The 19,718-nt window shown below is 68.8% G+C and carries 17 protein-coding genes; 11 read left to right on the forward strand and 6 right to left on the reverse strand.

The window, feature by feature from the left end; all coding sequences use genetic code 11:
• Window positions 1–76: 76 nt before the first annotated feature.
• Window positions 77–2,017: an acyl-CoA dehydrogenase gene (locus tag N415_RS01185; RefSeq protein ID WP_068176231.1), complete on the reverse strand. Its 1,941-nt coding sequence runs from the start codon at window positions 2,015–2,017 to the stop codon at window positions 77–79.
• 141 nt (window positions 2,018–2,158) lie between these two features.
• Here N415_RS01185 and N415_RS01190 point away from each other — a divergent pair, with 141 nt between their 5' ends.
• The gene (locus N415_RS01190; protein WP_068176234.1) at window positions 2,159–2,725 is read left to right on the forward strand and encodes an isoprenylcysteine carboxylmethyltransferase family protein; all 567 of its coding nucleotides are present in this window, start codon (window positions 2,159–2,161) and stop codon (window positions 2,723–2,725) included.
• Here N415_RS01190 and N415_RS01195 read toward each other — a convergent pair.
• Together N415_RS01195 and N415_RS01200 are read right to left on the reverse strand one after the other, a co-directional pair.
• Window positions 2,709–5,081: an ATP-binding cassette domain-containing protein gene (locus N415_RS01195; RefSeq protein WP_068176580.1), complete on the reverse strand. Its 2,373-nt coding sequence runs from the start codon at window positions 5,079–5,081 to the stop codon at window positions 2,709–2,711. The genes N415_RS01190 and N415_RS01195 overlap by 17 nt on opposite strands.
• Before the next feature lie 81 nt (window positions 5,082–5,162).
• A complete protein-coding gene (locus N415_RS01200) occupies window positions 5,163–5,660 on the reverse strand; it encodes a MarR family transcriptional regulator (protein WP_068176237.1) in 498 nt (165 codons plus the stop codon).
• A gap of 88 nt (window positions 5,661–5,748) precedes the next feature.
• Between N415_RS01200 and N415_RS01205 the strand changes: the two genes are divergently transcribed.
• Genes N415_RS01205 through N415_RS01220 form a run of 4 tightly spaced genes read left to right on the forward strand, consistent with a single transcriptional unit; the run spans window position 5,749 to window position 10,952 of the window.
• A complete protein-coding gene (locus N415_RS01205) occupies window positions 5,749–7,836 on the forward strand; it encodes an ATP-binding cassette domain-containing protein (RefSeq protein WP_068176582.1) in 2,088 nt (695 codons plus the stop codon).
• Entirely contained in the window at window positions 7,833–8,684 is an 852-nt protein-coding gene (locus N415_RS01210; RefSeq protein WP_068176241.1) for an energy-coupling factor transporter transmembrane protein EcfT, read from the forward strand. The genes N415_RS01205 and N415_RS01210 overlap by 4 nt, the downstream gene beginning before the upstream one ends.
• 2 nt (window positions 8,685–8,686) lie before the next feature.
• Entirely contained in the window at window positions 8,687–9,139 is a 453-nt protein-coding gene (locus N415_RS01215; RefSeq protein WP_068176244.1) for an SRPBCC family protein, read from the forward strand.
• Window positions 9,132–10,952, forward strand: a complete 1,821-nt coding sequence (locus tag N415_RS01220) for a sulfatase-like hydrolase/transferase (protein WP_068176246.1) — start codon at window positions 9,132–9,134, stop codon at window positions 10,950–10,952. The genes N415_RS01215 and N415_RS01220 overlap by 8 nt, the downstream gene beginning before the upstream one ends.
• Before the next feature lie 38 nt (window positions 10,953–10,990).
• Here N415_RS01220 and N415_RS01225 read toward each other — a convergent pair whose 3' ends face one another.
• Window positions 10,991–11,587, reverse strand: a complete 597-nt coding sequence (locus tag N415_RS01225; RefSeq protein WP_239645417.1) for a TetR/AcrR family transcriptional regulator — start codon at window positions 11,585–11,587, stop codon at window positions 10,991–10,993.
• A gap of 58 nt (window positions 11,588–11,645) precedes the next feature.
• Between N415_RS01225 and N415_RS01230 the strand changes: the two genes are divergently transcribed.
• Together N415_RS01230 and N415_RS01235 are read left to right on the forward strand one after the other, a co-directional pair.
• On the forward strand, window positions 11,646–12,710 hold the full coding sequence (locus N415_RS01230) for a saccharopine dehydrogenase NADP-binding domain-containing protein (protein WP_068176249.1): 1,065 nt from the start codon (window positions 11,646–11,648) through the stop codon (window positions 12,708–12,710).
• Window positions 12,707–13,654, forward strand: a complete 948-nt coding sequence (locus N415_RS01235; protein WP_068176257.1) for an alpha/beta hydrolase — start codon at window positions 12,707–12,709, stop codon at window positions 13,652–13,654. Before N415_RS01230 ends, N415_RS01235 begins: the two co-directional genes overlap by 4 nt.
• Here N415_RS01235 and N415_RS01240 read toward each other — a convergent pair.
• Window positions 13,632–14,078, reverse strand: a complete 447-nt coding sequence (locus N415_RS01240) for an Lrp/AsnC family transcriptional regulator (protein WP_067156435.1) — start codon at window positions 14,076–14,078, stop codon at window positions 13,632–13,634. The genes N415_RS01235 and N415_RS01240 overlap by 23 nt on opposite strands.
• A 111-nt stretch (window positions 14,079–14,189) precedes the next feature.
• On the opposite strand from N415_RS01240, the gene ddaH reads away from it, so the two are divergent.
• From ddaH to N415_RS01260, 4 genes are read left to right on the forward strand one after another with little or no spacing between them, the layout of a single operon-like run.
• Window positions 14,190–15,032 carry a dimethylargininase gene (ddaH, locus tag N415_RS01245; protein ID WP_068176260.1) on the forward strand — a complete coding sequence of 281 codons (843 nt, stop codon included), beginning with the start codon at window positions 14,190–14,192 and terminating at the stop codon, window positions 15,030–15,032.
• Complete coding sequence (gene rocD / locus N415_RS01250; protein WP_068176262.1) at window positions 15,029–16,264, forward strand: ornithine--oxo-acid transaminase; 1,236 nt, start codon at window positions 15,029–15,031, stop codon at window positions 16,262–16,264. The genes ddaH and rocD overlap by 4 nt, the downstream gene beginning before the upstream one ends.
• Before the next feature lie 29 nt (window positions 16,265–16,293).
• Entirely contained in the window at window positions 16,294–17,724 is a 1,431-nt protein-coding gene (locus tag N415_RS01255; protein ID WP_068176265.1) for an amino acid permease, read from the forward strand.
• Window positions 17,721–18,599 (forward strand): universal stress protein, encoded by an 879-nt coding sequence (locus tag N415_RS01260; RefSeq protein ID WP_068176267.1) that lies wholly within the window; start codon window positions 17,721–17,723, stop codon window positions 18,597–18,599. Before N415_RS01255 ends, N415_RS01260 begins: the two co-directional genes overlap by 4 nt.
• Before the next feature lie 84 nt (window positions 18,600–18,683).
• Here N415_RS01260 and N415_RS01265 read toward each other — a convergent pair whose 3' ends face one another.
• Window positions 18,684–19,649, reverse strand: a complete 966-nt coding sequence (locus tag N415_RS01265; RefSeq protein WP_068176270.1) for an SPFH domain-containing protein — start codon at window positions 19,647–19,649, stop codon at window positions 18,684–18,686.
• Between the last annotated feature and the right edge of the window lie 69 nt (window positions 19,650–19,718).

Genomic DNA, 19,718 nt, shown 5'->3' on the forward strand with positions numbered 1-19,718 from the left:
CGACCGCGTGAAACCACCGTGCGAATTTCGTACATAAGGCCCACAGTCGGCGCCCAAACCCATGCCGCCGAAAGGCTCAGTCCGGCAGGTTCTCCGGGTGCAGCATTTCCGCGTACCGCAGCGGCTCGGGGATGCCGAACCCGTCCACCAGCGTCTCGGCGTAGGGGCGCAGCTTGCGGCATCGGTCGTTGATGCCGCGGGTGACGGCCTTGGCCCGCCCGGTCGACAGGTAGCCATGCTCGATATACCAGGCCTTGTCGTCCTCGATCACCGACAATGCGTACAAATCGCAGACCATTTCGAGTAGCTCGCGGGCGTCCTCGTCCTCGCATGAGTCGATCCCGGCGACGAACGCCTCCAGCACAATCCGGTCGATGTGCGCGCTCGCAGCGTGCAGCACGTGATCCTGCACGGCGTTGAACGCGTCGAATTCCGACATCTCCTTGGATTTGCCTTGCAGCCGGCGTGCCACCGAAGACAAAAGGTAGTCCTCGCGTTCCTCGAACATGGTGACCTGGGTGCCGCGGTTGAACAGGCTGCCTTCCTCTTCGCTGTCTTGGCGGGCGTCGATGATCGTCTGCATAATCGCCTCGGCCGCAGTGCGTTTCCGCACCCGCTCACCGACGGTGTTGGCGGCGAAGCGCACCCATTCGACCGGGCTCATGCTGCGGATGTCGTCGGCGTACGCCGTCAGCAGCTCCTTGGCCACCAGTTGGGTCAGCACATGGTTGTCGCCCTCGAACGTGGTGAACACGTCGGTGTCGCCGCGCAGCCCGATAAGGCGGTTCTCGGCCATGTAACCCGCGCCGCCGCAGGCCTCCCGCGCCTCCTGGATGGCCCGGGACGCATGCCAGGTGTTGGCCGCCTTGAGCCCCGCGGCCCGCGCTTCCAGCTCGCGCTGCTCGTCGGCGTCGGGGGCGTCCGCGGTCTGGATGTCGTGGCACTTGCTGACCAGCTCGTTCTGGGCGAACTGCAGCGCGTATGACCTCGCGATCAACGGAAACAGCCGGCGCTGATGCACCAGGTAGTCCATGATCAGCACTTCGGTGTCGTCATCCGGGGCCTTGAATTGCCTGCGCTGCAACGCATATCGAGTCGCGATGTCCAGCGCGACGCGCGCCGCGGCGCCCGCGCTGCCGCCCACCGTGATCCGGCCGCGAACCAGCGTGCCCAGCATGGTGAAGAACCGGCGGTTCGGGTTGTCGATCGGCGAACTGTAGGTGCCGTCCGGCGCCACGTCGCCGTATTTGTTCAGCAGGTTCACCCGCGGGACGCGGACGTGATCGAAGACGATGCGGCCGTTGTCCACACCGGGCAGGCCGCCCTTGTACTCGCAGTCCGACGTCGTCACCCCGGGCAGGTCGTTGCCGTCGGCGTCGCGGATCGGGACCAGAACGCAGTGCACGCCGTGGTTGACCGGCTTTCCGTCCTCGGTGGTGATCAATTGCGCGAAAACCGCTGCCATAGTGGCGGTTTGGGCGGCTCCGCCGATGTAATCCTTGCGGGCCGTCGGGGTGGGGGAGTCGATGACGAACTCCTCGGCCTCGGCGTCGTAGGTCGCGGTGGTCTCCACCGACTGGACGTCGCTGCCGTGCCCGGTCTCGGTCATCGCGAAGCAACCGCGCAGCTCGAGGCTGATGATCTGCTTCACGTACGCCTCGTGGTGGCGCTCGGTGCCCAGGTTCTCGACGGCACCGCCGAACAGCCCCCACTGGACCCCGGCCTTGACCATCAGCGACAGGTCCGACATCGCGAGCATCTCGATCATCGTGATCGCCGCGCCGACGTCGCCGGTGCCACCGTGCTCCTTGCGGAAGTTGTCGGCGGCGGCCCCGAACGCGGCCATGATCCGCATTTGCTCGGCCACCTTGGTGCGGGCGATCACCGTGTTCGGCGTGTAATGCGGGCGGAACAGCTCCTCGGTCATCGTGGCCCGCATCCGGTTCTTCACGTCGCGCCACCGCCCGTCCAAGGCGTTGCGCAAATGTTCGGCGGTGCTCTTCGTGTCTGGTGCCATGAAAGGACGGTAACCCGCTGCTCAGGCCTTGAAACAGACCTTGAATAACAATCGTCCAACGTGCACTGGTTGCGGGTCTCGGGCCGGATTTTCGCGCTGAGTGCGCGCTCGGCGCGGCGCTGGGGGTGTCATCATCAAGCCATGCCGCAGTATCTGGCCGCTGCCATGGTCGTGCTCCTGATCGGCACAGTGATCGGCAGAGTGGTGCTGCTGCGCAGAACCGGCACTCGAGCAATGCATTTCGGGAAGCTCGACAAGACCGACTTCCTGATCCCGCCCGTCGCGCTGTTCTACTTCTACACGGTGTTCGCCGCCGCCTTCGGTTGGCCCCTGGCCAGCCGTCAGCGGTTTTTCCATTCGACGCTTCTCGCCTGGCTGGGAGTGGCTTTCTGCCTGGTTGGGGTCCTGATCCTGGTGCTCAGCCTGGTGTCGTTCGGCAACAGCTTCCGGGTCGGCATCGACACCGACCATCCCGGCAGACTGGTGACGACGGGCATATTCGCGGTCAGCCGCAATCCGATATATGTCGGGTTCTTCGTTTTCCTCGTCGGCCAGCTCCTGGTATTCCCCAACTGGGTTCCGTTGATCTACCTGCTCGCCGGCACCGCGCTGTTCCACCGGCAAGTGTTGCGCGAGGAGGGGTTCATGCGGCAGCGATACGGCGACGAATACGCCGACTACTGCCGCCACGTCAGGCGGTACGTCTAGCCCGCAGCCGGTAGAGGGCAAAGCCGGCCGCGCCGGCGCCGAAGCCCAAGAGCATCCCCATGTCGAAGATCCACCAGCCCGAATAGTGCGTCCACATCAGGGCGTCGGCGGCGAGCGCGTCGACCCTGCGCAGATCGGCGACCGACGCCGACGCCGCGAAGCCCCACTGGGCCGGGACGAACCACGAAACCTGCTGAAAGCCCCACTTGCTCACCAGCTGCACCAGGCTCCCGTTGAACAGCAGCGACGCCAGGATCACCAGCACCAGCAGCGGCAGCACCTCGCGCAGCCGGCTGCCCATCGCGGACAGCGCCAGCCCGACGACCGCCGACACGACTGCCGTCGCGCCGACGCTCAAAAAGAGCTCGGCCGTGGCCCCGCCGGAGAAGCCCAACAGCACCGGGCCGTGCACCGGCCCGCCTTTCACGACGATGACGATCGCGAAGACGATGCCCGACAGGAGGAGCGCGGCCAGGCCGAAGACGACGATCTTGGCGCCCAGGTAGGCCGGGGCCGAAAGCCCGAGGGCCTGCTCGCGGCGGAAGGGGCGGCGCTCTTCGACCAGCGTGCGGATGGTCAGTGCGGTGCCCACGATCACCGCGGCGATGTTGAGCGCGGCCAGGATTTCGATGGCTTCGTGCGGGTTGGAGCTGCTCGGGTTGGGCCGCTCCAGCCCGGAATCGCCGGGGATCAATAGGGCCAGCGCCGCCAACACGAAGGGCAGGATCGCCAGGAACAGGAAGTAGAGGTGGTCGGCGAAGAGCAGGCGGAGCTGACGACGGGCGAGCAGCCGGACTTGCCGCTTGGCGGAGAGCTTTTCGGGCAGCGGCCACGGCGCGGCGACCTCCGGCGGCGTGGGAGCGGTCGGCGCTGGTTGCCGCACCCGAAACTCGCGGTGCGCGCCGTCCGGATCGGCGCCGACCTGCTCGAGGACTCTGGCCCAGTCGGTGCTGCCCATCGCGGACTCGACCTGCAACGGGGTCCCGAGGAAAGCCGGGGCGCCCCGCGCGGTCAGGACCAGCACCTGGTCGCAGAGGTTGAGGTTGTTCAGCGACGAGTGCGACGGCATCGCGACCACCACGACACAGCCGATGTCGGCCTGTCGGCGCAGGATCGCCATCACGTGGTCTTGCTGCGGCCCATCGAGCCCGGCGCCGGGATCGTCGACCACCAGCAGCGTCGGCCGGGTGACCAGTTCGACCGCCAGCGAGGCGCACCGTCGCAGCTCGGGCGGCAGTTTGCTGATCCGCGTCGCGCGGTGGGGCGCCAGCTCGAGCTCCTCGAGCACCTGGTCGACCACCCGCCGGCGGTGCTCGGCAGCGGTGTCCGGCGGCAGGCGCAGTTCGGCGGCGTAGCCCAGGGCCTGTTCGACCGTGAGCCGCGGATGCAGGCACTCGTCGCCGCGCACGATTCCGATGCGCGAGCGCATCGACTCGGGCTCGGCGTGCACGTCGTGGCCGTCGACCGTAATTGTTCCGGAGCTGAGATCCCTTGTGCCGGCCAGCAGTTCGAGCAGCGCCGAGTTGCGCGCCGTCGAAGGCCCCACGATCGCGGTCAGCGTCCCCACAGCCGCCGTGAACGAGATGTCCGTGAGCACCTCGTGCCCGTCGACCGTGAGTTCGAGCTGGTACGCCGTGACCCCGCTGGTGCGCGCACCGGATCGCAGCGGCAGCCGATACGTCGTGTTGCCCTCTTGGGTGCGGAAGGAGGGGCCCGCGGTCGGCAGCTTCCGCGTGGTCATCCGCTCGATCAGACCCGGAGCGTTTGACGGTTCGTCTGCTGCGGCCTCTGGGGCGTCGACGACTTCCGGGGCCTCCGCGACGGAGGGCGGCGGCGGTTCAGACGGCGCAGGCGGGCGGGGCGGCTCGGCCGCGGGCGGCTGGGGTGGCGGGATCCGGATCGGCTGGGTGCCGCGCTCGGTCGGCGCCCACAAGTTGGGGTCGTTGGGGCGGTTCCGGGTGACAGGCGGCGGGGGCGCGGGAGGGCCCGGGCGTGGCGGCGGAGCCGGGGGCCGCCGGGGCGGAGCGGGGGGATCGATCTGGAAAACCAGCCGCGGGCCTCGCTGCGGATCGCCGATCGTGATCGCCTGGCCGGAGTGGATGTCGACGGTCGGCACCCGCGAGCCGTTGACGAACATCCCGCGGGGGCTGTTGTCGATGGCCACCCAGTGGCGGCCGGTGAATCGCAGCACCACGTCGGGGTGGGGCGGCGCCGGGTGGCCGGGTGACCCCAATCGGATGTCGACTCCCGGGCCGTAGCCCACCAGCACGTCGCGACCGGGCGCGAAGACGTACCTCGTCGGTCCGACCCATACGGTCAACGGGGGGGCCGGGAGGGCGGAAGCCTCGGGCCGCATCACCGCCACCTTTCCATCACTGGTTAGTCGGAACTTTCAGTGTCTACCCGCCCACGGCTGTGCAGCCACCAGACTGCTCCGTCACAGCGTGTGGCGGCGCGGCGTCGCCGACGCGTTCTCGAGCAGCCGCCGCAGGACCTCGACCGCCTGCGTGAGCACCTCGCGGTCGGCCGGCTCGAGCAGGGCCAACTGCGGTTCGATCGCGGCGGCCCGGTCGGCCCGAACGGCGTCGAGCGTGCGTATCCCGTCGGCCGTGATGCGGATGCGTACCGCCCGGGCGTCGCCGGGGTCGACGGTCCGCGTCACCAGGCCGGCGTCCTCCAGGCGGCGCACCTGGGTGGTCATCGTCGGTTGAGAACAGTGGTCGACGCCCGCCAGGTCGCCGATCCGAGCCTCCCCGTGCGCCTCGATGGTGGCCAGCAGCCGGGCCTGCGCCGCGGGCAGCGGCATCTGGATGCGCTGGGTGGCCAGCCGGTTGAGCCGGGCGACCACGGCGAGGAGGTCGGCCCCAAGGCCGGACTGGGGCTCGGTGTTTGCGGCGTCAACGACATCATTGTGGTTGGCGGCGGATGCGTTCATACATCCATGGTTGCATAGCTTTGCTAAGCGAGACGAGCGCCACACGCGTCGCCGCAAAAACCCAGCTTGCGGGGTGTGGCGCGGGAACATGCCGCCGCGGCCTGGCAGAATCGGTGAGGTGACCGTCCCCCGACCATCCCGATCACGCCACCGGGGTGGACCGCTGCGACCGGTCGAATTGGCGCAGGCCGCCGTCATGGGCGCGCTGTGCGCGGTCATCGCCATCCTCTCGGTGGTCGTCCCGTTCGCCGCGGGACTGGCGTTGCTGGGCACCGTGCCCACCGGGCTGCTGGCCTACCGCTACCGGTTCCGCGTCCTGATGGCCGCGACGGTCGCGGCCGGGATGATCGCCTTCCTGATCGCCGGGCTGGGCGGCCTCATGACCGTCATCCATTGCGTCTACATCGGCGGTCTGACCGGAATCATCAAGCGCAAGCGCCGTGGCTTGCCGACGGTGATCGTCTGGTCATTGGTCGCCGGCCTGGCGTTCGGCGCCGCCGACGTCATCGGCCTGACCGTGATGAGCCGACTGCGGCACCTGATCTTCGACGTCATCACCGCGGACGTGAATGGCGTCGCGGCCTTCCTGACCCGCGTACACATGCACGGCGTTGGCGAGGACCTGAAGCGGTATTTCGCTCTCGGCGTGCAGCATTGGCAGTTGCTGGTGCTGATCTATTACCTCATCGGGATCCTGGTCGTGTCGCTGATCGGCTGGTGGGCGCTGTCGCGTCTGCTGGATCGGATGCGCGGCATCCCCGATGTGCACCAGCTGGACGCGTCGGAGGGAAGCGGCGCCGAGCAGGGCCCCGTCGGGCCGGTGCCGGTGCGGCTGGACAAGGTGCGCTTCCGTTACCCCGGTGCCCGCCAGGACGCGCTGCGCGAGCTCAGCATGGATCTCCGGGTCGGCGAACACGTCGCGATCACCGGACCCAACGGCTCCGGGAAGACCACGCTGATGCTGATTTTGGCCGGCCGCGAACCGACGTCGGGGACCGTGGAGCGCCCGGGCGCGGTGGGTCTGGGCAAGACTGGCGGCACCGCGGTCGTGCTGCAGCACCCCGAAAGCCAGGTGCTCGGCACGCGGGTCGCCGACGACGTCGTGTGGGGTCTGCCGCCGGGCACCAAGATCGACGTGGACCGGCTGCTGAGCGAGGTCGGCCTCGACGGGCTCGCGCAACGCGAGACGGGAAGCCTCTCCGGGGGCGAGCTGCAACGCCTCGCGCTCGCCGCGGCGATGGCCCGGGAGCCGGCATTGCTCATCGCCGACGAGGTGACCACCATGGTCGACCAGCAGGGACGGGATACGTTGCTGCGCGTGCTGTCCGGTCTGACCAAGCGCCACCGCACCGCCCTGGTGCACATCACGCATTACAACAACGAGGCCGATTCCGCCGACCGCACAATCGATCTCAGCGATTCCCCGGATAACGCGGTCATGGTCGAGACGGTGCCCGCGCCGGCCGGAACCCATGGGGCCACCCCGCTGAACCACCGCACGCAGGCGCCGGTGATCGAACTTGTCGGCGTCGGCCACGAATACGGCAGCGGCACCCCGTGGGCCAAAACCGCATTGCGCGACGTCAGTTTCACCGTGGAGCAGGGAGACGGGGTGCTGATCCACGGCGGCAACGGCTCGGGCAAGTCGACGCTGGCCTGGATCATGGCCGGGCTCACGGTGCCGACGACCGGTGCCTGCCTCATGGATGGCCGGCCCACCCACGAGCAGGTCGGCGCGGTGGCGTTGTCGTTCCAGGCGGCCCGGCTGCAGCTGATGCGCAGCCGCGTCGAACTGGAAGTGGCCTCGGCAGCGGGCTTTTCGCCGCGAGAGACTGATCGCGTCGCCGAGGCGCTGGCCGTCGTCGGACTCGATCCCGCTCTGGCCAAGCGGCCCATCGACCAGCTCAGCGGCGGTCAGATGCGCCGGGTGGTGCTGGCCGGATTGCTGGCCCGTTCGCCGCGGGCCCTGATCCTCGACGAGCCGCTGGCCGGGTTGGACGCCGCCAGCCAGCGCGGCCTGCTGCGGCTGCTGGAAGACCTGCGCCGCGAGCAGGACCTGACGGTCGTCGTCATCTCGCACGACTTTGTGGGACTGGAGGAGCTGTGCCCACGCACCCTGCACCTGCGCAACGGCACCTTGGAGCCCGTGTCCGCCACGGCGGGGGGGATGGCATGACCGCAACCTCCGCCCCGGCGCGCGGCTCGACCCGACGCACCCCGCGTCCCGTCGTGCTGCTCGTCCCGGTGCCCGGAACGTCCACCATCCACGAACTGTGGGCGGGCACCAAACTGCTCGTCGTCTTTGGTGTTTCGGCGCTGCTGACGTTCTACCCGGGCTGGGTGACGATCGGGTTGGTGGCGGCGCTGGTCCTGGCGGCGGCCCGGATCGCGCGCATTCCGCGCGGTGCGGTGCCGTCGGTCCCGCGGTGGCTGTGGATCGTCATCGCCCTGGGCGGCATCACCGCCGTGCTCGGCGGCGGCACCCCGAAGTTCTCGATCGGCGGCCTTGATATCGGACTCGGGGGAGGCTTGCACTTCCTGCGGATCACCGCGCTGTCGATCGTGCTGCTCGCGCTCGGCGCGATGGTGTCGTGGACCACCAATGTCGCCGACATCGGGCCCGCGCTGGCCACTTTGGGCCGACCTTTAAAGCTGCTGCGGATCCCGGTCGACGAATGGGCGGCGGCCCTGGCCCTGGCGCTGCGCGCCTTCCCGATGCTGATCGACGAATTCCAAGTGCTCTACGCGGCCCGCCGGCTGCGACCCAAACGAATACCGCGGAGCCGCAAGGCCCGTCGCCGCCGCCACGCCCTGGAGCTGATCGACCTGCTGGCCGCCGCCACCACCGTCACCCTGCGGCGCGCCGACGAGATGGGCGACGCGATCACCGCCCGCGGCGGCGCCGGTCAGCTCTCGGCCAATCCGGCGCGGCCCAAGCTGGCCGACTGGGTGACCATCGCGATCACCATCGCGGTCAGTGCCCTGGCGGTGGTGCTCGAGACGATGTTCCACACGATGCCCTAGGCATGGCCGACGTTCGCCGCAGTCGTAGCATCGCGGCCCGCCCCCAACAGATCTGGGACGTGCTTGCGGACTTCGGCGCGATCAGTTCGTGGGCCGGCAACGTCGACCACTCCTGCATCCTGTTCTCCGGAGCCGACGGGGCGGGCGTCGGCACCGCCCGGCGAGTCCAGGTCAAACGGGATGCCCTCGTCGAACGCATCACCGAGTTCGACCCGCCGCGCGCCCTGGCCTACGACGTCGAGGGCCTGCCCAGCCGCGTGCGCAGGATGACCAACCGCTGGACGCTCGACCCGGCCCCCTCGGGCTCGACTGTCGTGACGCTGACGAGCACGGTCGAAATTGGCGCCCGCCCAGTCCAGAAACTCGCCGAAAGTGTCCTGTGTCGGTTCCTCGCGCGACAGTCCGACGTGATGCTGGCCGGGCTCGCGAATCGATTGGAGAACGCCCGTGTCTGATCGCCCCGACGGCCGTCCCGATGTCATCATTCTGACGACTGACGAGGAGCGCGCCGTCCCGCCGTATGAGGCGCGCGAGGTGTTGGCCTGGCGCGACCGAATACTGAGCGGGCGCAAGTGGTTCGACGATCATGGCGTCAGCTTTGGCCGGCACTACACCGGATCGCTGGCCTGCGTGCCCAGCCGCCCGACGATTTTCACCGGGCACTACCCCGACCTGCACGGGGTCACCCAGACCGACGGTATTGGCAAGACGGCCGACGATTCCCGCATGCGGTGGCTCCGCCAGGGCGAGGTGCCCACCCTGGGCAACTGGTTTCGGGCGGCGGGTTACGACACCCACTACGACGGCAAGTGGCACATCTCGCACGCCGACGTTGTCGATCCCTCGACCGGGCGTTCACTGCTGACCAACGACGACGACGGCGTCGTCGATGCCGCGGCCGTCCAGCGCTATCTGGACGCCGATCCGCTTGGAGCGTTTGGCTTTTCGGGATGGGTGGGTCCCGAACCGCACGGCGCGCTGCTGGCCAACGCGGGCATTCGCCGGGACCCGTTGATCGCCGACCGCGTCGTCGCCTGGCTCACCGACCGCTACGCCCGCCGCCGCGCCGGCGACCCCGACGCGCTGCGCCCGTTCCTGTTGGTCGCCAGCTTCGTCAACCCCCACGACATCGTGCTGTTCCCCACCTGGTCGCGCCGGGGTCCGGTCAAGCCGTCACCGCTGGACCCGCCGCCGGTGCCCGCGGCGCCCACCGCCGACGAGGACCTTTCGACGAAGCCGGCCGCTCAAATCGCCTTCCGCGAGGCGTATTACTCCGGCTACGGCCCGGCACCGGCGATCAGCCGAATCTACGAGCGCAGCGCCCAGCGCTACCGCGACCTCTATTACCGCCTGCACGCCGAGGTGGACGGGCCCATCGACCGCGTCAGGCGGGCGGTGACCGAGGGGGGTTCGGCCAACGCGGTGCTGGTGCGCACCGCAGACCACGGGGACCTGCTGGGCGCCCACGGAGGGCTGCACCAGAAATGGTTCAACCTGTACGACGAGGCGACTCGCGTTCCGTTCGTGATCGCCCGCATCGGTGAGCGGCCGACCGGGCCGCGCGTGGTGACCGCGCCGACGTCGCACGTCGACCTTGTGCCGACGCTGCTTTCGGCCGCCGGCATCGACGTGGCCGCCGCCGCGTCCGCGCTCGCCGAGTCGTTCTCGGAAGTCCACGAGCTGCCCGGCCGCGACCTCATGCCGGTCGTCGACGGGGCGCCCGCCGATGACGCGCGGGCCGTCTACCTGATGACCCGCGACAACATGCTCGAGGGCGACAGCGGCGCCTCGGGGCTCGCGCGCCGCCTGAAGCGGACCGTCAATCCGCCTGCGCCGCTGCGGATTCGGGTGCCTGCCCACACCGCCTCCAATTTTGAGGGACTGGTGGTGCGCGTCGACGACGCGACGGCGACCGGGGGCGCCGGGCACCTGTGGAAGCTGGTCCGCACCTTCGACGACCCGGCCACCTGGACCGAACCCGGGGTGCGCCACCTCGCGGCCAACGGCCTCGGCGGCGAGGCGTACCGGGCATCGCCGGTGGACGACCAGTGGGAGCTGTACGACCTGACCGCCGACCCGATCGAAGCCGACAACCGCTGGGGGGATCCCGATTTGCATGACCTGCGCCAGCACCTGCGCACGCAGCTCAAGCATGTCCGGGCCGCCTCCGTGCCGGAGCGAAACCGCCCGTGGCCCTATGTATCTCGGCGGCCACCGACGTCGTCACCGTCGAGGCTGAGGCGCCTGATTCAGGCCGTGCGAGCCTAACACCACTGCGAAAAATCGACCGGCATTTCGCAGTGCGGTTAGGCTCGCGCAGCGCGCCCGTCTTTGCATGCGTTCAGCGCGGCCTCGACGGTGGCGTCGAGCAGAATGTCGTCGATCGGCCCGATGGCTGGAATCACGGCCCGAAGCAACAACGGGCCAGTCAAAAGGTCGGAAACGACGCTGGGCTGCGCCGGTAGCGGTATCTCGCCGCGCTCGGCTGCCCGGCCCAGCATCGCGGCCACCGAGTCGCGCCGCGGCGCCATGAACCGCTCGAACACCACGTCGCTCAGATCGGAGTCGGCGTGCGCGTCGGCGAGCAGACCGGGCAGCGCGATCCGAATAACCGGGTCGTTGAAGAACTCGCGCTGAAGCTCCTGAACGAGCCGCAGATCCTCCTTCAGGTTTCCGCTGTCGGGGGCCGGGTCGACCCCGAAGCGGCTGACCAGTAACCCGACTACGAGCTCGCCCCGCGTCTTTGCCCGGCGGTAGATGGCGGCCCGGGTGGTTCCGGCAACCTTTGCGACACGATCGATGTTGACGGCCGCGTACCCATGCGAAAGCAGCACCGCCTCAGCCGCATTCGCGATTGCGGTGTCCAGGGTGGTGTCGCGCGGGCGACCTCGAAGGACCGACATGTGAACTCCAGCACCATAGCGGTTGACAGATTAACGATACACAGTGCACTATAAATCAATGCAAACAATTTGGGTTGTCGGCGCGACCGGCAAGGGCGGTCGCGCAATCGCTCGTGAACTCGTCGCCAGCGGGGCCGATGTAGTTCTGGTCGGCCGTGATCACAGCAGGTTGACCGTTTTCGCCGACTCAGTGGGCGGGCCGGTGCGCACCCAGGTGGCCGCTGGGCTCACCGAGTTGATCGAGCTGATCGGCGCCGAAAAGCCGGCGGTGGTGGTGAACACCATTGGCCCGTTTAGCGTGACCGCCATGCCCGTGGCGCGCGCGAGCATGGCCGCCGGAAGTCACTACGTGGATCTGGCCAATGAGTTGGAGCCGGTGCGGGAGCTCCTGGATCTGGATGGCGACGCGCGAACCCGAGGAGTCACGTTGGTCACCGGCGTCGGCTTCGGGGTGCTGGCCACTGAGGCGCTGGTCATCGAGCTGCGCGGCGATCGGCCCGCGGAGCGCGCCACGGTCGCCGCGCTGCCAGCCGTGGACGGGATGGGATCGGCCGTTCTGGCCAGCGTGATCGATGGTGTCGCCGACGGCGGGCGGCGCTACCGGGACGGGCAACTGGTGCGTCGACGGCTCGGGGCCGACCATGCGCGGATTCCGTTGCCCGACTTGCCCGCAGTGGATGCGCTCGCGGTGCCGACGGGCGAATTGGAGGCGGCACACCGGGCGTCCGGCGCGGGCGATGTGCTCGCGTACTCCAGCGAGGTCCCAAGCGGACGAATGGTGCGGACGCTGCTGCCGGCGGCGTCGGCACTACTGGCGGTGCGCCCGATCCGGTCCGGGTTGCAGCGGCTCGTCAGCCGAATGCGGCTGAGTCCACCGGTGAAGCCCGGCGACGTGTCCTGGGCGTACGCACGGCTGGAGTGGCCCGACGGCACGCACCGCGAGGCCTGGCTGCGCACCGGCGAGGGCTACGGGTTCACCGCGAAAGTGGCCGCGCACACCGCCGTACGGCTCACCAACGGCGCCGCACGGGCCGGCGCGTTCACACCGGGCGCGTTGTTCGGCACCGAGTTGGCCCGGGACGCGGGTGCAGGGATCATCACACCGGAGGGGGTGACCCGATGATCGGCCGCGCCGTGCAGCGCCGCGAGCTACGGATCTCGGCCGGCGCCGGCGAGCAGCTTGACGCCTGGGCTTATCTGCCCGAGGGGCCCGGTCCGTTCCCGGTCGTAGTGATGGCGCATGGCATCGGCGGTATCAAGGCGGCAGGCTTGGCGCCGTTCGCGGAGCGGTTCGCCTGCAATGGATTCGCGGCGGTCGTGTTTGATTACCGGCACTGGGGGCGTTCGACGGGTCAGCCGCGGGAGTTCCTGTCGATCCGTCGCCAGCTCGAGGACTACCGCACCGTGCTGGGCTGGACGCGCGCGCAGGATGAGTTCGATAGCGCGCGAATCTTCGTGTGGGGCACTTCGTTTGCCGGCATGCACATCGTCGAGCTGGCCGCCGGCGAATTCGACCTGGCCGGCGCCATCGCGCAGTGCCCGCTGGTGGACGGGTTGGCGGGACTGGCCAACGTCCCGCCGACGCGGGGGCTGCGGCTGACTGCTCACGCGGTAGCCGATCTGGCCGGATCGGTACTCCGCCGTGGGCCGCGCTACCTGCCAATCAGCGTGCCGTCCGGGCAATTTGGCGTCATTTCCACGGACGACGCAATGATCGGATACACCCGGCTCCACCCCGCCGACGAGTCCTGGCCCAACAAGATCACCGCTCGGTCGCTGCTCGACGTGACGGTCCACCGGCCGGTGCGCCGCGCGCGTAAGGCTCGGTGCCCGTTGCTGATGGTCGTGGCCGAACACGACACCATGGCTCCCGTCGGACCGGCATTGACGGTGGCCACCAAGGCGCCGTACGGAGAGCTCTACCGAAGTCGCGGTGGACATTACGATGTCTACGCCGGCGGGCTCGATCACGAGAACGTGCTGCGGGTCGAGGTGTCTTTCTTGCGCCGGCATGCCGGAATGTCCGCCGACGAAGGCCGGACCGCTACGTCCGCATTCGGTCGATGAGGTTCGACAGCACGACGATGCTTTCACTGCGTTCGATGTCCGCGCTCGAGCGGATGCGTTCCAGGGCCGCCTCCAGGTGCCGCATGTCGCGGGCCAACACGTGCAGGATCGCATCCGACGTGCCGGTGACCGTCGCTGCGCTGACCACCTCGGGCATGTCCACCCACGCCGCCCGCAGCCGATCGGGCTCGATCGTGCCGTGGCAGAACACCTGCACATAGGCCTCCGTCTTCCAGCCGAGCGCGTTGGGGTCGACGACCGTCGTGAAGCCCCTGATCGCCCCGTCGTCGAGCATCCGGTCGACGCGGCGCTTGACCGCCGGGGCCGAAAGATTCACCGTCTGGCCGATCTCCGCGAAGGTGGCCCGCGCATTCCTGGTCAGCTCGGCGAGGATCCGTTCGTCCGTCTCATCCAGGCGGTCCATCCGTCGCCCCTTAACGAATCGCCGTGACACGCGGTTTGGCGCAATAAATCGATTATAGACACGCAAGAAACGTCGTTTGCTTGTTTTGAGCGCCGCAAATACCGTTGATTTATGACGGATTCGTACCTCGCCGCACCCTCGTCCGCGACACGGCGCGAGTCCCGGACCTGCCGCTACGCGATGACCCGGCCCGACTTCTTCGCCGTGGAATACGCGATCAACCCCTGGATGGACGTCGGCACGCCCGTCGACGTCCACCTCGCCCTGGCGCAGTGGGACGCCCTGCGCCAGACGTACCTGCGGCTGGGCCACCACGTGGACGTGATCGAACCCGTGCCCGGTCTCCCGGACATGGTCTACGCCGCCAACGGCGGGTTCATCGCCCGCGGCATCGCCGTGGTCGCCAGGTTTCGGTTCGCCGAGCGCGCCGGCGAGTCCCGCGCCTATTCCGACTGGATGTCGTCGCTGGGTTATCGGCCGGTGGCCACCCGCCACGTCAACGAGGGACAGGGCGACCTGCTGATGGTCGGCGATACGGTGTTGGCGGGCTACGGGTTTCGCACCGACCGGCGCGCGCACCCGGAGATCGCCGCGGCCCTGGGCCTTCCGGTCGTCTCGCTGGAGCTGGTGGACCCGCGCTTCTACCATCTCGACACCGCGCTGGCCGTCCTCGACGACGACACGATCGGGTTCTATCCACCGGCGTTCAGCGCGGCGGCGCAAGATCAGCTGCACACACTGTTTCCCGACGCGATCGTCGTGGGAAGTGCCGACGCCTACGTGCTCGGACTCAACGTCGTCTCCGACGGCCGGAACGTCGTGCTGCCCTCGGCAGCGACTGGTTTCGCCACCCAACTGCGGGAGGCGGGCTTCGAGCCGGTCGGGGTGGATTTGTCCGAATTGCACAAGGGCGGCGGCTCCGTCAAGTGCTGCACATTGGAGGTATTCCCATGACGATCCTCGACGCCCGGACCGCGCACGGAACAGACGCGGCGATCGGGCTGGTCGAAAGGTATGCGGCGCACAATTATTCGCCGCTGCCCGTCGTTGCGGCAAGTGCCGAGGGCGCATGGATCACCGATGTCGACGGCCGTCGCTATCTGGATTTCCTGGCCGCCTATTCGGCGGTCAACTTCGGTCACCGCCACCCCGAGATCACCGAGACCGCCCACGCGCAACTGGACACCGTCACGCTGGTGAGCCGCGCGTTCCACTCCGACACGCTCGGGCCGTTCTGCGCCGCGCTCGCCGGACTCTGCGGCAAGGACATGGTGCTGCCGATGAACTCGGGCGCCGAAGCCGTGGAGAGCGGGCTGAAGGTCGCCCGCAAATGGGGCGCCGAAGTCAAGGGCGTCGCCACGGGACGAGCCAATATCATCGTGGCGGACAACAACTTCCACGGCCGCACGATCAGCATCGTCAGCTTCTCGTCCGACCCGACGGCGCGCGACGGGTTCGGGCCCTTCACCCCGGGATTCCGCTCGGTGCCGTTCGGCGACGCCGCGGCGCTGGCCCGGGCGATCGACGATGACACGGTGGCCGTGCTGCTCGAGCCCATCCAGGGCGAGGCGGGCATCGTCGTCCCGCCCGACGACTACCTGCCCACCGTCCGCGCGCTGTGCAGCGAGCACAACGTGCTGATGATCGCCGACGAGATCCAGTCGGGGCTGGCGCGCACCGGCTACACCTTCGCCTGTGACCGGTGGGGCGTCGTGCCGGACATCTACCTGCTCGGCAAGGCGCTCGGCGGCGGCGTGGTGCCCCTGTCCGCGGTCGTCGCCGACCGCGACATCCTCGGCGTGCTGCGCCCCGGTGAACACGGCTCAACCTTCGGCGGCAACCCACTCGCGGCCGCGATCGGCACCACGGTCGTCTCGATGCTGGCGCGCGGCGAATTCCAGGCCCGGTCGGCCCAATTGGGTGCGCACCTGCACCGCCGGCTGCGGGGGCTGATCGGTGACGGTGTGATCGCGGTGCGCGGCGTCGGGCTGTGGGCCGGCGTCGACATCGAACCCACGCTGGGCACCGGCAAGGAAATGAGCCTGCGGCTGGCACGGCGCGGCGTCCTGGTGAAGGACACCCACGGCTCGACGCTGCGATTCGCGCCGCCGCTGGTGATCACCCGCCAGGAGATCGACTGGGCGATTGACCAGTTCGCTGCGGCGTTGCGGGAGGCTCGCGCATAATCAGCTGATCCACGCAACAGGGGGCGCACGTGCCATCCAGCTCGATCAGCCTGACGGACCAAATGCTGCGGCGCCGTCCCGTCGTCGGCGCCCACGCCGCGCGCGGGGCCGCGGATCACCTCAAGCGCAGCATCGGCACGTTCCAGCTCACCATGTTCGGGGTCGGCTCCACGATCGGCACCGGCATCTTCTTCGTCATGTCCCAGGCGGTGCCCGAGGCCGGCCCCGGCGTGATCGTCTCGTTTCTCATAGCGGGCATCGCGGCCGGGCTCGCGGCCCTGTGCTACGCGGAATTGGCCGCGGCGGTGCCGGTTTCGGGGTCGTCGTACTCCTACGCGTACACCACCCTGGGCGAGGTGGTCGCGATGGGAGTGGCGGCGTGCCTGTTGCTGGAATACGGCGTGTCCACCGCAGCGGTATCGGTCACCTGGAGCGGCTACCTCAACAAGCTGCTGAGCAACGTGTTCGGATTCCAGCTGCCGCATGCGTTGTCGGCGGCGCCCTGGGACTCCCAGCCGGGCTATGTGAACGTGCCGGCGATCATCCTGATCGTGATGTGTGCGCTGCTGTTGATCCGGGGTGCCAGCGAGTCGGCGCGGGTCAACGCGATCATGGTGCTGACCAAGCTCGGGGTGCTGGTCATGTTCGTGGTCCTCGCGTTCACCGCCTTCGACGGCGACCGGCTCAAGGACTTCGCCCCGTTCGGTGTCGCCGGGATCGGTTCGGCGGCCGGCACCATCTTCTTCTCGTACATCGGCCTTGACGCGGTGTCGACGGCCGGCGACGAGGTCAAGGATCCGCAGAAGACCATGCCGCGCGCCATCGTCGCGGCCCTGACGATCGTCACCACCGTCTACCTCCTCGTCGCGCTGGCCGCGCTCGGCACCCAGCCGTGGCGGGACTTCGCCGCCCAGCAGGAGGCGGGCCTGGCCACGATCCTCGACAACGTCACACACGGCCGGTGGGCCAGCACGATTCTCGCGGCCGGCGCCGTCATCTCGATCTTCTCCGTCACGCTCGTCTCCATGTACGGCCAGACGCGCATCCTGTTCGCGATGGGCCGCGACGGGCTGCTTCCGTCGCGGTTCGCCACCGTGAATCCGCGGACCATGACCCCGGTGACCAACACGGCGATCGTTGCGACCGCGGCGGGGATCCTGGCGGCCTTCGTGCCCCTCGACAAGCTGGCGGACATGGTGTCCATCGGCACCCTGACGGCATTCATCGTCGTCTCCGTCGGGGTGATCATCCTGCGCGTGCGCCAACCCGATCTACCGCGGGCGTTCAAGGTGCCGGGTTACCCTGTCACGCCGGCACTTTCGGTGCTGGCCTGCGGCTACATCCTGGTCAGCCTGCACTGGTATACCTGGATCGCGTTCTCCGGATGGATCGCGGTGGCGCTGATCTTTTACTTCGTCTGGGGCCGCCACCACAGTGCCCTCAACGAGGAAACACCGTGACCGTGGTCGCCGGGTACCGGGCGGGTGAAGTCGGCCTGTCGGGGCTGCACTTGGCCGTCCGCGTTGCCCGGACGCTCGGGACGTCGCTCATCGTGGCGACCATCGTGCCCAAGCCGTGGCTGACGCCGTCACTGGCCCGCGTCGACGCCGAATACGAGCAGTGGGCCGAGCATTTGGCGACGGACTCGGCGGAGGAGGCCGCGCGGTTCCTGCACGATCTGTGCGACGGGATCGACGTCACCTACCTGCATCGCGCACACCGCTCGGTGTCGTCGGGACTGATCGAGGTGGTCGAGGAGGTCGGCGGCGAAGTCGTCGTGCTGGGGTCGCTGCCCAGCGGGGGGCCGGGCCTGGTCGTCGTCGGTACCACCGCCGACTGGCTGCTGCACGCGTCACCGGTGCCGGTGGCCATCAGTCCCCGCGGATATCGCGCGCACACAGGGGGATTGACGCGGATCACGTGCGCCTACGCCGCCACCCCCGACGGGGTCGAGGTGGTGCGGCGCTGTGCGGAGACCGCGCAGCGGTTCGGGGTGCCGCTGCGGGTGATGACGTTCGCCGTTCGCGGCAAGACGATGTATCCGCCCGAGGTCGGATTGGGCGTCGAGGACGAGATCCTCGAGGCGTGGGCGGCGCAGGCGCGCGAGATCTTGGCGAGCCTGAAGACCGACGGGGTGGTCGGCGAAGACGTTGCGCTGCAAGTGGTTACCGGCCACGACTGGAACGAGGCGCTGGGCAAGGCGGACTGGCACGACGGCGACATCCTGGCGCTCGGGACCCGACCGCGCGACGAAATCCGCCGGGTGTTCCTCGGCTCCCGCAGCGCCAAGATCATCCGCGAGAGCCCGGTGCCGGTGCTGGTGCTGCCCGGCTAGCGGCGCATGGCTAGCCGAGCGTCACGCCAGCGTGACGCTCGCGGTCGACCGTCACGCCAGCGTGACGCTCACGGAGACTCGGCTCTAGCGCGGCACCTGCACCAGCGGCTGGCCACCGATCTGCCCCCAGCACCCGGCCGGGTCGCGGCCGTTCTTCACCTGATCGTTGAGGCAGTTGAAGATCGCGATCCGCAGATCCGGTGGGGGCTGGTTGGCGCGCTGCTCGGCGGCCAACCGGTTCTGCTCCGCGGTCTTGACATCCTGTTGGGCGTTGATCGTTTCCTGAACCTTCTGGTTGTAGGCGTCGATGCGTTGCTGGGTGGGCTGGTCGTAGAAGATCCGCGGGATCCGCACGTCGAGGATCTCGATCTCGGTGCCCACCGCGTCCTGCAGATCCTTCTTGACCTGCGCGGCCATCGCCGGCAAGTCCGCGCCCTGGGCCGGCGCGGTCATCTGCGCCGACGCGCCCGGCGCGTTCGCCGCCGCCGCCAACATGACCTGCGGGTTGAACGTGGCGAACACTTTCGACAACGCCACCTGCGCCTGCCGGTCCACCAACTGCTCCTTGATCGTCTGGAACACGTTGGCGCCGCCGTAATCCTGGAACAGCTTCGGGGCCGCGCCCTCGCGCAGCCGCCAGTTCAGGTTCTCGTCCACGTAGGCGTTGGAGTTGTTGGCCAGCCGCACATTGATCGCCGCTGGGTTGTTGTTGGCGCCCCTGCCCTGGCTGGCATCGTCGAAGCTGTTCGACTCGAACGCCTGCAACTGGATCGCCTCCGACAGCTCACTCACCTTGCGCCACGGCGCATGCCACACGATCCCGGCGCCGTGCACGCCCACCGGCTTGCCGAACTCGGTGATGATGCCGACGTTGCGCGTGTCCACCCGGTCATAGGCGCTGATAAGGGTGAAGACCACGGCGAACAACGCAGCCGCCGCGGTGATGCCCCACCAGGTCGTCCTCGATCCCGCGCCGAGGAACAGGCTCGCGACGAAGGCCACGGCCGCCACCAGGAAAAACAGGATCGCAATAATCCACCACCCGGGCATGACATCCTCTCCTTGTTGCAGGTCGCGTCAGCGTACCGCCCGTCGCCGGGCCTGTGAATGCTTTCGCGG

This window comes from Mycobacterium sp. UM_CSW (assembly GCF_000455205.1).
Lineage (GTDB): Bacteria > Actinomycetota > Actinomycetes > Mycobacteriales > Mycobacteriaceae > Mycobacterium.